The sequence below is a fragment of the Devosia sp. genome, from assembly GCF_017307565.1.
GTDB lineage: Bacteria > Pseudomonadota > Alphaproteobacteria > Rhizobiales > Devosiaceae > Devosia.
This window is the reverse complement of the sequence record NZ_JAFKHD010000194.1, coordinates 1-9,631: the sequence shown is the minus strand read 5'-3', so window position 1 is coordinate 9,631 and position 9,631 is coordinate 1. Positions and strand designations below refer to the sequence as shown.

At 59.2% G+C, this 9,631-nt stretch carries 18 protein-coding genes and 1 pseudogene; 7 read left to right on the top strand and 12 right to left on the bottom strand.

What is annotated here, in order from left to right:
* Positions 1-147: 147 nt before the first annotated feature.
* The 7 genes from J0I64_RS05920 to J0I64_RS05890 form a co-directional block, all read right to left on the bottom strand.
* Positions 148-582, bottom strand: a complete 435-nt coding sequence (locus J0I64_RS05920) for a recombination protein NinB (protein ID WP_291406687.1) — start codon at positions 580-582, stop codon at positions 148-150.
* Positions 582-767, bottom strand: coding sequence for a hypothetical protein (locus tag J0I64_RS05915; RefSeq protein ID WP_291406686.1), 186 nt, complete (start codon positions 765-767; stop codon positions 582-584). The genes J0I64_RS05920 and J0I64_RS05915 overlap by 1 nt, the downstream gene beginning before the upstream one ends.
* A gap of 69 nt (positions 768-836) precedes the next feature.
* Positions 837-1,667: an ERF family protein gene (locus tag J0I64_RS05910; RefSeq protein ID WP_291406685.1), complete on the bottom strand. Its 831-nt coding sequence runs from the start codon at positions 1,665-1,667 to the stop codon at positions 837-839.
* Positions 1,654-1,779 (bottom strand): hypothetical protein, encoded by a 126-nt coding sequence (locus tag J0I64_RS05905; RefSeq protein ID WP_291406684.1) that lies wholly within the window; start codon positions 1,777-1,779, stop codon positions 1,654-1,656. Before J0I64_RS05905 ends, J0I64_RS05910 begins: the two co-directional genes overlap by 14 nt.
* Complete coding sequence (locus J0I64_RS05900; RefSeq protein WP_291406683.1) at positions 1,776-2,024, bottom strand: hypothetical protein; 249 nt, start codon at positions 2,022-2,024, stop codon at positions 1,776-1,778. The genes J0I64_RS05905 and J0I64_RS05900 overlap by 4 nt, the downstream gene beginning before the upstream one ends.
* A gap of 106 nt (positions 2,025-2,130) precedes the next feature.
* Positions 2,131-2,406: a phage head closure protein gene (locus J0I64_RS05895; RefSeq protein WP_291406682.1), complete on the bottom strand. Its 276-nt coding sequence runs from the start codon at positions 2,404-2,406 to the stop codon at positions 2,131-2,133.
* A gap of 5 nt (positions 2,407-2,411) precedes the next feature.
* Positions 2,412-2,840, bottom strand: coding sequence for a hypothetical protein (locus tag J0I64_RS05890; protein ID WP_291406681.1), 429 nt, complete (start codon positions 2,838-2,840; stop codon positions 2,412-2,414).
* A 194-nt stretch (positions 2,841-3,034) separates the two neighbouring features.
* On the opposite strand from J0I64_RS05890, the gene J0I64_RS05885 reads away from it, so the two are divergent.
* A complete protein-coding gene (locus J0I64_RS05885) occupies positions 3,035-3,337 on the top strand; it encodes a hypothetical protein (RefSeq protein WP_291406680.1) in 303 nt (100 codons plus the stop codon).
* 2 nt (positions 3,338-3,339) lie between these two features.
* Here J0I64_RS05885 and J0I64_RS05880 read toward each other — a convergent pair whose 3' ends face one another.
* The 4 genes from J0I64_RS05880 to J0I64_RS05865 all read right to left on the bottom strand — a co-directional run bounded on the left by J0I64_RS05880 (position 3,340) and on the right by J0I64_RS05865 (position 5,595).
* Entirely contained in the window at positions 3,340-3,804 is a 465-nt protein-coding gene (locus J0I64_RS05880) for a hypothetical protein (protein WP_291406679.1), read from the bottom strand.
* Positions 3,797-4,198 carry a helix-turn-helix transcriptional regulator gene (locus J0I64_RS05875; RefSeq protein WP_291406678.1) on the bottom strand — a complete coding sequence of 134 codons (402 nt, stop codon included), beginning with the start codon at positions 4,196-4,198 and terminating at the stop codon, positions 3,797-3,799. Before J0I64_RS05875 ends, J0I64_RS05880 begins: the two co-directional genes overlap by 8 nt.
* Positions 4,176-4,682 (bottom strand): hypothetical protein, encoded by a 507-nt coding sequence (locus J0I64_RS05870; RefSeq protein ID WP_291406677.1) that lies wholly within the window; start codon positions 4,680-4,682, stop codon positions 4,176-4,178. Before J0I64_RS05870 ends, J0I64_RS05875 begins: the two co-directional genes overlap by 23 nt.
* A 70-nt stretch (positions 4,683-4,752) precedes the next feature.
* Complete coding sequence (locus tag J0I64_RS05865) at positions 4,753-5,595, bottom strand: S24 family peptidase (RefSeq protein WP_291406676.1); 843 nt, start codon at positions 5,593-5,595, stop codon at positions 4,753-4,755.
* 298 nt (positions 5,596-5,893) lie between these two features.
* Here J0I64_RS05865 and J0I64_RS05860 point away from each other — a divergent pair, with 298 nt between their 5' ends.
* From J0I64_RS05860 to J0I64_RS05850, 3 genes and pseudogenes are all read left to right on the top strand, one after another.
* On the top strand, positions 5,894-6,466 hold the full coding sequence (locus tag J0I64_RS05860; protein WP_291406675.1) for an HNH endonuclease: 573 nt from the start codon (positions 5,894-5,896) through the stop codon (positions 6,464-6,466).
* A pseudogene (locus tag J0I64_RS05855) lies at positions 6,467-6,706 on the top strand (DUF2312 domain-containing protein); the annotation flags it as partial.
* Positions 6,707-7,478: 772 nt separating this feature from the next.
* A complete protein-coding gene (locus J0I64_RS05850) occupies positions 7,479-7,796 on the top strand; it encodes a helix-turn-helix domain-containing protein (RefSeq protein ID WP_291406674.1) in 318 nt (105 codons plus the stop codon).
* A gap of 74 nt (positions 7,797-7,870) precedes the next feature.
* Here J0I64_RS05850 and J0I64_RS05845 read toward each other — a convergent pair whose 3' ends face one another.
* Positions 7,871-8,176 (bottom strand): hypothetical protein, encoded by a 306-nt coding sequence (locus J0I64_RS05845; RefSeq protein ID WP_291406673.1) that lies wholly within the window; start codon positions 8,174-8,176, stop codon positions 7,871-7,873.
* Between the two features lie 34 nt (positions 8,177-8,210).
* Here J0I64_RS05845 and J0I64_RS05840 point away from each other — a divergent pair, with 34 nt between their 5' ends.
* The 3 genes from J0I64_RS05840 to J0I64_RS05830 all read left to right on the top strand — a co-directional run.
* Positions 8,211-8,576 carry a hypothetical protein gene (locus J0I64_RS05840; protein WP_291406672.1) on the top strand — a complete coding sequence of 122 codons (366 nt, stop codon included), beginning with the start codon at positions 8,211-8,213 and terminating at the stop codon, positions 8,574-8,576.
* 39 nt (positions 8,577-8,615) lie between these two features.
* On the top strand, positions 8,616-8,828 hold the full coding sequence (locus J0I64_RS05835; RefSeq protein ID WP_291406671.1) for a hypothetical protein: 213 nt from the start codon (positions 8,616-8,618) through the stop codon (positions 8,826-8,828).
* Positions 8,825-9,631, top strand: an 807-nt coding sequence (locus J0I64_RS05830) for a DNA cytosine methyltransferase (protein ID WP_291406670.1), incomplete at its 3' end; no start/stop codon positions are given. The genes J0I64_RS05835 and J0I64_RS05830, both read left to right, overlap by 4 nt.

Below are 9,631 nucleotides of genomic sequence, written 5' to 3'. Positions count from 1 at the left end.
CGACCGGCTTTTTGTAAGCGGCCGCTATCGCCACGCTGTTCGGCATTTGGATCCTGGCGAGGTGACTACGCTGAAGACAGCCAAGGTCGATCTCAACAAGGTATCGCTCGCCAAGGGAATGGTTCTGTTGCCGGAGAGCTAACGACATCACGCAGCTCTCCACGTTTCTGCCGCCCCAGCAGAAGGCGAGGAAGTGGGTTTGTCGTCGTGGAACTCGACGCCGTGCTCAGCGCCGAACTTGAAGATGAGTTCGATCAGCCCCGTCATTTCGTCCTTCGACAGGTCCGAAGATGACTGGCCCCAAGGCACAAAGCCGTGGCCGTCGAGGCTGGGGAGCAACTGGATTTCCTGACCGAGTGCGTGAAGGAAGATCACCTTCCACTGGTCTGGGGTGAACTTCTTCCCGCCGAGCGCGGCCTGCTGGGAAATGTCCGTGAGCATTGCCCACATGCGGTCATTCTGAGGAAGCGAGCGCTTGACCTCTTTGAACTCGATGCGAGTGCCAAGAGGAACGCCCATTGCCCAGCGGCAAGCCTTCCGACGATCGGCAATCCCATTGAGGATGACGGTTGCGCGGCTCATCAGCCGGCCCTCAGGACGGCAAACACTCGCCGGGAATGTTTCGCAACGATCTCATTGAAGCGTTGAACGTCTTCATCGTCGTGAGCGGTCAAAGCAAAGCGCTTGTTCCAGTACCCAACTCGGGCCGAAAGGCTTTCCATGTCGGTGTAGGTGGCGAGGTCTTTGTCCATTTCGATGGTGGTCATTGAACTACCAGGGCCGCTTATGATGCTGCTCAACCTTTCGGCTTCACCCTGTCCCTGGGTTGGTGGGAATTAGGGTCGGTCGCCGTCGAAATTGGGCGCCACATAATTTGGGTCTGGCTTGGACAGGTCGGCCTTCAGTGCGTCCTTGCGCTCGGTGATGAACCTCTTCCAGTCATTGGGAAGCTGCTCATATGCGGCGCGGAACTGCGGCGAAGACCAAAGCCCCTGGAGTTGTTCAAGGCTGCTGCAGGAGTCCAATTCCTCCTGCATTTCTTTGTAGGGCTCGCGAGCCTCGGCTTTGGCCAGAAGGCGTCCGCCGGTTTCGCCATCATCGTCCTCGCCGCGACTAGTGATGTTGAGCAGGGCGGCGGCGGTGTAGCGCTTGCCGTAGCTGATGCTTGATCCCATCGCCTGAACGGAGTTCTTTGCGCCGCTGCTGTCGTGCATGAGGGCCATAGTGGTCTCCTCGAAATGCCCGTCGCGATGGCTGAGAATGCCGGTGACAGTGATCTTGCCTTCTGGCGTCTGGCCCGTTCGGAAGGACAGAGCAAAGCCGTGCCGTTTCAGGATTGGGCGGATGGTTTCGTTGATATCTTCCCAGAGGGCATAGGTCGGGCCAGTGTCCTCGCCATCGGCGTTCTTCTTGCCGTATTTGATCTGACCGCGTTCTTCAATCGCCGGGATTTCCGACTGGCATTCAGCAAGGGCGCCAGCAAAGGCTTTGCGGGCCGCTTCCTTGTCCATACGCTCCTTGAGGGCGATGAAACGTTCGATGCGGTCGGGATCGATATCGGGGTTGGTCGCCATGCGCTCGATCACGGAAAGGATTGCCGCGCTTTCCGAAGCTGCTGGCGCCACTGGCAATGTCTCAACCGGCTGGATCTTCTCAACGGCCTGCATTGGTCTGTTCCTTGTTCTGAGTGCCGGAAAGGGTGGCTATGCGAAGGGCTTCGGCTGGGTCTTTCCGGCGAAGCTCTGCGAGGAGGTAGATGTCTTGGTTGGTGACGGTCATGCCGCACCGTCCTGCTCAGCAATGGCGCGGTCGAAGCGCTCCATGACCTCGCGGTGATTTGACCAGTCGGTGCCCATCTTTCCTTGCGCCTTTTGCAGCGCCTTGATGCAGGATTGATTGTCGGGCGTTCCCAATCGAGCCACAGCGCTAAGAGCGTCCAGGGCTGACCTGCCCATTGCTTCCCACTTCCCCGGCGTATCGATCAGTGCCTTTGCGGCGATCAGGTTCTCTTTGACGGTCGCCATCAGAATGCGCCTCCAGCTTCCGGCAAGAGCACAACCAGCGCCCAGCCAATGAAAAGGGATAAGGACCAGAGATAGAGGGAAGGGTGGGTGGAGAAGGGAGGGAGGGTCATTCTGCTTCCCTCGCTGCAATTTGCAGATAGGCGCGGCGGCCGTTGAGGTCTTTGGCCTCGATTACCTCAAGCTTCCGGCCACGATAGATGACGAGATCTCCAGCCTGCACATCGGAGCGAAAGCGGATTACGACGCTATGGGTGAGATCAGTACCGCTCAGTGCCCTTACGCGGGCCCACATCGCCTGAGGGTTCTCGTAGCCATCGCCTAGCCTAAGCTTGACTTGAATGCGGTCCGTCAGTGTTCCGAGGGAAGGAGTTGATTGGTTCATCGCCCTTACTCCGCAGCCACGGCAAAGGCTTCGGGGCTTTCGGCCCGAGCAATCGGAGCATGGATGGCGCGGTGACGATCCCGGCGGCTCTTGAGATCGCGAACGAATACCCCAGCCTTGATTTCATCAAACCAGAACTCAAGCCACGGAAGCACGTACCCCTGATCTTCCGAGAAGTCTGAATAGGTCCGGTAATCGCCCATCAGGTCATCAGCGATGACGTGGGTAATGTCGTCGGCTTCCATGCCGTCGAGGCTGGAGAGGGCGATGCTGATCTTGTTGGCTTCGTCGTATTCGGCGCCATCCAGCCATTCGTGGACCAGCTTCAACGAAGTGCAGACGGCGGCAGTCTTGCCATTCTGAGCGATCACATAGACGCCCTGCACCATGGAGAGCTTGTGGCCGCTGATCGGGATAATCTGGTTGGTGGACATCTGTCTCTCCATCGGTGACGCGGTGCGTCTTTGATGAAGTGAACCTAATGCGGCACTAATGCCGCGTCAAGCATAAAGTGCGGCACTAATGCCGTAAATATTGTGCCGCAGAGCGAGAAGACGAATTACCGACTCGACTCCGTGACGGAGATGAGTCGATAGTGACTTCTCGAGAACAAATGGAGAACAAAGTGATGCGCGAGGTAACGCAGTTCGTGGTGATCTTCCCCGGCCGGTTCAACGGAACGGGTAGGGATGAGGCAAAGCTGCTGCTACGCGCGATGCATGCCGAGTATCCCCACTACAGCTTCGAAGCCGGCATGGGGCATAATCTCGATGAGGATTTTAAGGTGATCCCGATCGTCGGGAGGGTAGGAGGCGGGATCGATGACGATCCCGACCGGGTCTATCTCTGCAGGCCTCTCGATCCGACCGTCATTCCGGACCTGGTGAAGACGCTACTGCTCTATGAGACTGTCGGCGCCGGGGTGAACTGACATTATCCAGCGGTTTCCGCTGCGGGGTTGTCGGTGTCGAAACCGGCGGGGGGGCCAAGGTGGAGAGCGAGAGCGCCAATCTTCACCTCTTGGCCGTTCACATACGCTCGGGCCCTGAGGATCGCCTCGCGGTCAACCAAGAATGGGCTGAGCTGAAAGTTGAGACTGACGCGAATGATCCGTCCTGCAGGGGCCGATGTTGGAAGTTCGTATCCTTCTGCAACTGCCCGAACCAGCTCGTTTGTCTCGCCGTCCACTTCGTGGAGCAAGGCAAACGCAATAGGCTCAGTGATCTGGATCCCTTCGGGGACGACGACGGTCATTCCCGCGGCTAGCTTGGGTAGGGTGAAGGGTTCGCCGGTGAGAATATGAAGGTCGCCGTTGTAAGCGCCCATGAAGCTGAGCTTGCCCCCAACTTCCTGCCGAATGTCATCGCAGAATATCGTATAGCCGTACGGTTCAGACATATTCGCCAACCAAATCCGACTTTTTGCTCGCACCTGCCACGGGGCCAGTCACGACGGTGCTGCCGGCTGTCGGAGTTGGTAGAGTTACGACGACCGGATCGCCAATGCGAAAATTCGCGCCTACTGTTCGATGGTGCGAGGGCCTGAACACGACTTCGACGTCCTCGTCCATGGCATAGGCAAAGTCAGACAAGCTTCGAAGTGTGAGATTTCCGCCGCCAAGAAGCCTTCGGTTGATCGTGGAGCGGTCTACTCCAAGATCTTCTGCAATATCTTGCTGGGTAACACCGCGCGCAGAAGCGCGGATGTACGCCTGCTGCAGTTGCTTGTGGACGCCCGTGATGAAGCGAGCAGCTTTTCGCGATCGAGGGTCAATCTGCATCCGAAAGGACATTAGCGTAATCCTTGTATTCTACGGACTTGGGTGGGTCCAGGTTAAGGCGCTCGCGCTCAAAATTCGTTCTGAGGATGTAGCGCCCATACGTTCTTGTGACTTCTGTTGGGTCCATAAGCACGTCCTTGTGCTCCCCGAAACAACAGACAAACTGGTCCATTTGTGCGAACCACCCGAAGATACGAACGTCGACCGTCTTCAGTTCCCAGACGTGCTCAACCGGGTGGTACACCAATGATCTAAAGCGCTTGTTCTCTTCGAAGTGTTTGCCCTCGATGAAGTCCGCGAATAGCGCATAAACCTGTTCGTTTGGCGTGATCTCTGCCTGCATAACTCCAGTTTCAAGCCTAGGAAGCGCCGACCCTGCCCACTCCGAGAATTCCGGGGTGGCGTACAGGCACCTCCAAGGCTGCCGACCGCTGTCGAGCTCGATTTCGACACGGTTCAAGTCCCCATTGTCTGCCAGCACCGAGATTGTTGCCATATAAGTCAACAAACTCCCAGAGGGAAGTTAAGGATTGGTAAGTTTTTCGCAAGGGAGACATGCAAGGCTATCATCGCCTCCCCACGTACGCCGCGACCTTGCCTAGAATCCTAACCCCATCAACGTCGACTTCCTGAGCCTCATAGCTCGGATTATCGCTGATGATTTTGCAGCGCGGCGGAGTGGTGAACATGATCCGCTGCAGGCGCTTGATCTGCGGCTCTGAAAAGCCGTCGCTGATCAGGTAGACGCCATCGGCGCGCAGCTCGTGCTCCGCCAAGTCGATAATGACACGATCGCCTGGCGCATAGTTCGGAAGCATGCTGTCGCCCTGGATGGGCAGCACGATCGCGCGGTCGGGGCTAGACACTGCCTCGCGTAGGTACGCTGGTGGAATGCGCCACTCATCAACGATCTTATGCGCTGAGATAGTGCCATTGCCGATTGGCAGTACCATGACCTCGCCCACGGCGCCTTCGCCTCCGCCAGCTCTGGCGTCCAACTCTGGAATCGCGCCGGGTATGTTCGGGCTGTAGTGATCGCGGCCGTATCCCTCACCATCCGTGTCCGATGTGGGGACGTGGTTCTCATCCAAGGGAACGCGCTCAAGTTCGTAGGGCTCACCGTCGGCTGGCTCTCCAGTCAGCGCATCAACCGGCCAACGCAAATATGCGGCCAGCCCCTGTAAATTGTCGCCGCGCGGGAATGCAGACCGGCCCTGCTTGATGGTTCGCAGTAGATCGGCATTCCGCCCGCCCGACGCGGCCAGCGATGCGGCGCGGTCACTTGTGCCTGGATGCAGTTCATCGATGCGGGCGCGGATGCGTTCATAGGCGGATTTCATGCGCGGCATTCTTGCCGGATGGATAAAAGTGCGCCAGCGGCAAGAGTGCCGCAAATTGTGCTTGACCATGCGGCACAACTGCCGCATATACTTTGCGCATGGACCTCCGCACTCAACTCATCACCGTCGCTGACCAGTACGCCGTCCTCACCGAACGGGGCCGAAAGCGTGTCTCAACCCTGGCGCTCGGGCAGGGCAACCGGCTGGATGACTTTGCCAACGGATCGCTCAGTCCCACCGTCAAAACCTTTGAGCGGGCAATGCTCTGGTTTTCTCGCCATTGGCCGAAAGGGGAGCCTTGGCCGAAGGGTGTTGTGCGACCTCGCGATATCCCCAGCTCCCCCTCCAAAGAGACGGCAGGTGCCGCATGAGCGACACCGTGGCATCTCTTTTGGCCGAGATGGACCGCGTCGAGCATTGGCGCGTTATTGGGGGCTTCCCGAAATATCAGGTGAGTTCGTGGGGCAGGGTGCGCGGTCCGCGCGCTGTGCTCGTGCCCGCCCATACCCATGGCTATCAGCACGTCACGCTGTGCGTCGGATCGGTCACAAAGACGCGCCGAGTACATATCCTTGTCGCAGAGACGTTTCTTGGCCCCGCGCCTTTCGATGGCGCGCTCGTGGCCCACAATGACGGCGACAAAGACAATTGCCGCCTGATCAATCTTCGCTGGGCCAGTTCTGTCGAAAATCAGGCTGACAGATCGCGCCACTTTACCCGAGTCCACGGTAGTCGCGTGTTCGGCGCGAAGCTGGACGAATGCGACATTCCAGTGATCCGCGCCCGAATTGCTCGGGGCGATCGATACCCAGCTATCGCGGAAGCCTTCGGGGTTTCCGTCTCCACGATTTCTCTCATCAAGCGCGGACGAATTTGGAAGCAGGCCGGCGGCGCTGCCTGGCCAATCGCTCGCACCCAGGAACAGGCAAAGGTGGCTTAAATGGCAGTCGAAGATTCCGTCGCACAGGATCAGCTCAAGGCCTTCATTTCCCGGATCGAGCGGATGGAGGAAGAGAAGGCCGCCATCGCGGCTGACATCAAGGAAATCTACGCCGAAGCCAAGGGCAACGGCTTCGACACGAAAATCCTGCGCAAGATCGTGACAATCCGCAAGCAGGACGCCAACGAGCGCATGGAGCAGGAAGCGCTGCTCGAGCTCTATATGACTGCACTCAATATGCAGACCTCGCACGAGGTTGCGATGGATCGCGCCTTGCGTCGTGGTACCGCCGGACATTCCGCGCCGCTCTTTGCTGGTCGCATCGAATCCATTTCCGAACCCCAGCCGACCAAAGCGGCAGGGCAGGCGGAGCCGGGCCTTGATCCCGTGCGAGCTACCTCGTCCGTGGAGAACGAGGCCGCCGAAATCTCCACCCCCATCACCCAAACGCAGGTTGCCCCTCAGCCTGCGCGCGACCTGACCGTTCCCCCAAGCCCTCAAGGTCAGGTCGCACTAATTCAGCCGGAAACGGCAACGAGAGGAGTGGATGACCTCGGCTCCGTCCAAGACGCTCTGGAAATGTCCAGCGACGGGCAGCCCGCGGAGGGGCTTTGTAACTCCGATAGCGGGACGGCCCGTGAAGAAAAAGCAGCCGTGACGGGCGGAGAGAGTGCCGCAACCAATACGGCCGGCAATTGTTATGGCCTCGCCACCAAAGCAGAAACGGGTAAGTCGGTGGAGCCTTCGGGCTTTGCCGCGCCGGTCTCCTTCGCAGACAAGATCAAGAAGCTCCGGCCGTTGTGCCAGAGCCCTGAAGCCTGCCGTTCGTCTGGTGGGAAGGCTCACTGCAATTCCTGCCTGAAAATGGCCGGCGATGGCCTGGTGTCGGCATGAGCAGGGCACGCAACTCCGGCCCTCGCCTTGAACCGTCAAAGGTGATCTGGCCCACGATTTATGGGCTCATCCTCTTGGCTGTCGCTGCGCACGTACTGTTCCTGATTGGGGCGGCACCATGAGCGCCCAGAAGGTCTGCGATTGCTGCGGCCAGCCGATCATCGACGGCATCGAGAACGCGGCTTATCGCGCAAAGCTCAGCCCGAGTGAGCGCCAGCTATTCCTGGCCATTGCCAAGGGCAAAGGCAGAGCCGTCACCATTCAGGCTATCTGGACCGTGATCTGGGGTCTTGATCCCAACGGTGGGCCTGACTGTGCCGACAACATCATTCGCCGGCATGTCTGCGTCAGCCGCAACAAGCTTCGGCCCTTCGGCTTCGGCATCGAGAACGTTCGCGGCGTCGGCTACCGCCTCACCACGAGCGAGGCGGCGTGATGGAATTCTCACCTGTCGCCACCAATCCACTCGTACCGGCAGACGCGACCAGGGCATTTTCTGCTCGATCGTCGTCACTTCCGGCCACCATCAATGATGAAAAGCAAGGGCGCAGCGGTGACCTGCACGGCGCCTTTGGTTTTCAGCATTTCCAGTTCGGCGCGGGTGCCTCCTCCCTCACTCAGCGCCCGGCCGGTGTGGTGTCCCTCCGCACCGGCCAACCTATTCACGCGACCAAGTTGACGCTTGGCCTCGCGCAATGCCGCCCGACGAACGTTCTCTCTCAGTTCCGGTGTCGTCGGCGGGTAGTCCATCTCAATCGCCTTTCGTCGTCTCACGTTCTCGCTGGAATTGACCCTAACGAGAACGGATTGACGCATGCGAAAATCGTCTTTGACGCCGGATCAACAGCCCATGACTGATTTGTCTGTTGTCGATGAAGCCCAGCAGTGGGCCGGGATGCTGGAGCGCCGCGAACATCGCGGTCCCGGTGACACGCTGGAGGCCGCAAGGTCTCGCGTGGCCCGCAAGCACAAGCTGCCCGAGCAACTGCTTTGGACTCTTCGCTACCGCAAGCCCAAGCGCATCTGGGCTGATCTTTACAAGCGTCTCGAACTGGCTGTTGCGGCCGAAATCCAGAGCCAGGAGGCCCGCCTTGCCCATGAACTCGAAATCACCAAGGCCCTCGCTCCTACGCCGTCTCGCCTCGCTCTTGTTCATGAGGCTGAGGCTCTTCTGGGAGCGCCGGTGGGCTCGAAAACACGAGCATCTGCCGACTGAGCCTGACGAAAAATCAACCCCACGCATCGAGGACTGAACATGTTGCAGTTTCGTCATCCGAAGGAATGGCTTGATCGGCTCATCGGCAGCAAGCCCACGATAAAGACCCAGCCTCGTTGCACTTGCGGCCGGTTCTGCTCGTCCCACGAGGAAAAGCCTGATGCGACGGATCGGCTGATCAAGGACATGACCGCAGCAGGCCTCTATGTGCCGTCTCGTTTCGCCAATCGGTTGCAGGATGGTGCTCAGTGAACGCGATCCTTCACAACTCCTTCCTGTCGTTCGCCGCGGCGCACAACTTCGACGTCAACCAGGAGCTGGTTATTGACTGCTTCGCTGGTGGCGGTGGTGCGAGTGAAGGCATGGAAATGGCTATGCGCGACATGCGCCTGGCTGGCCTCCTTGCCGACGATCACCGTTGCGCGGTGGACATCGCGATCAACCATGATCCGAAGGCCATTGCGATGCACGCCGCCAATCATCCGCGGACGATGCACCTCACGGCCGATATCTGGACAGCCGACCCTCTGACCGTCACGGGCGGCATCGCGGTAGGAGCTCTCTGGGCCTCGCCGGATTGCCGCGGTTTCTCCAAGGCCAAGGGCGGTGCGCCTGTCAGCAAGTCGGTGCGTTCGCTCGCTTGGGTCGTGGCGCACTGGGCCGAGCAAGTTCGTCCGCGCGAAATCTACATGGAGAACGTCGAGGAGTTCCAAGATTGGTGCGACCTCGACCCGACCAGCCGTCCGGACAAGAACCTCAAGGGCAAGGAATTCAAGCGCTGGGTCGCTCGCTTCCGCCGCATGGGCTATCGCGTCGAGTGGCGGGTGCTGCGCGCTAATTTCTTCGGTGCTCCGACCATCCGCAAGCGCCTCTACATCATGATGCGCTGTGACGGTGAGCAGATCTTCTGGCCCGAAGAGACGCATGCAGATCCGAAGTCGGCAGAAGTCGCCGCGGGTATCAAGCAGGCTTGGCCGGTAGCTGCCGACATCATCGACTTTTCGCTCCCTTGCCCGTCCATCTTCGACACCTCGGCGGAGCTGTTCCGGCGCATG

What these genes read in the sequence shown, in the direction of transcription:
- J0I64_RS05920 (WP_291406687.1), bottom strand. Translation starts at nt 582, where the DNA reads ATGAGCCGCGCAACCGTCATCCTCAATGGGATTGCCGATCGTCGGAAG.
- J0I64_RS05915 (WP_291406686.1), bottom strand. Translation starts at nt 767, where the DNA reads ATGACCACCATCGAAATGGACAAAGACCTCGCCACCTACACCGACATG.
- J0I64_RS05910 (WP_291406685.1), bottom strand. Translation starts at nt 1,667, where the DNA reads ATGCAGGCCGTTGAGAAGATCCAGCCGGTTGAGACATTGCCAGTGGCG.
- J0I64_RS05905 (WP_291406684.1), bottom strand. Translation starts at nt 1,779, where the DNA reads ATGACCGTCACCAACCAAGACATCTACCTCCTCGCAGAGCTTCGCCGG.
- J0I64_RS05900 (WP_291406683.1), bottom strand. Translation starts at nt 2,024, where the DNA reads ATGGCGACCGTCAAAGAGAACCTGATCGCCGCAAAGGCACTGATCGAT.
- J0I64_RS05895 (WP_291406682.1), bottom strand. Translation starts at nt 2,406, where the DNA reads ATGAACCAATCAACTCCTTCCCTCGGAACACTGACGGACCGCATTCAA.
- J0I64_RS05890 (WP_291406681.1), bottom strand. Translation starts at nt 2,840, where the DNA reads ATGTCCACCAACCAGATTATCCCGATCAGCGGCCACAAGCTCTCCATG.
- J0I64_RS05885 (WP_291406680.1), top strand. Translation starts at nt 3,035, where the DNA reads ATGCGCGAGGTAACGCAGTTCGTGGTGATCTTCCCCGGCCGGTTCAAC.
- J0I64_RS05880 (WP_291406679.1), bottom strand. Translation starts at nt 3,804, where the DNA reads ATGTCTGAACCGTACGGCTATACGATATTCTGCGATGACATTCGGCAG.
- J0I64_RS05875 (WP_291406678.1), bottom strand. Translation starts at nt 4,198, where the DNA reads ATGTCCTTTCGGATGCAGATTGACCCTCGATCGCGAAAAGCTGCTCGC.
- J0I64_RS05870 (WP_291406677.1), bottom strand. Translation starts at nt 4,682, where the DNA reads ATGGCAACAATCTCGGTGCTGGCAGACAATGGGGACTTGAACCGTGTC.
- J0I64_RS05865 (WP_291406676.1), bottom strand. Translation starts at nt 5,595, where the DNA reads ATGGTCAAGCACAATTTGCGGCACTCTTGCCGCTGGCGCACTTTTATC.
- J0I64_RS05860 (WP_291406675.1), top strand. Translation starts at nt 5,894, where the DNA reads ATGAGCGACACCGTGGCATCTCTTTTGGCCGAGATGGACCGCGTCGAG.
- J0I64_RS05850 (WP_291406674.1), top strand. Translation starts at nt 7,479, where the DNA reads ATGAGCGCCCAGAAGGTCTGCGATTGCTGCGGCCAGCCGATCATCGAC.
- J0I64_RS05845 (WP_291406673.1), bottom strand. Translation starts at nt 8,176, where the DNA reads ATGCGTCAATCCGTTCTCGTTAGGGTCAATTCCAGCGAGAACGTGAGA.
- J0I64_RS05840 (WP_291406672.1), top strand. Translation starts at nt 8,211, where the DNA reads ATGACTGATTTGTCTGTTGTCGATGAAGCCCAGCAGTGGGCCGGGATG.
- J0I64_RS05835 (WP_291406671.1), top strand. Translation starts at nt 8,616, where the DNA reads ATGTTGCAGTTTCGTCATCCGAAGGAATGGCTTGATCGGCTCATCGGC.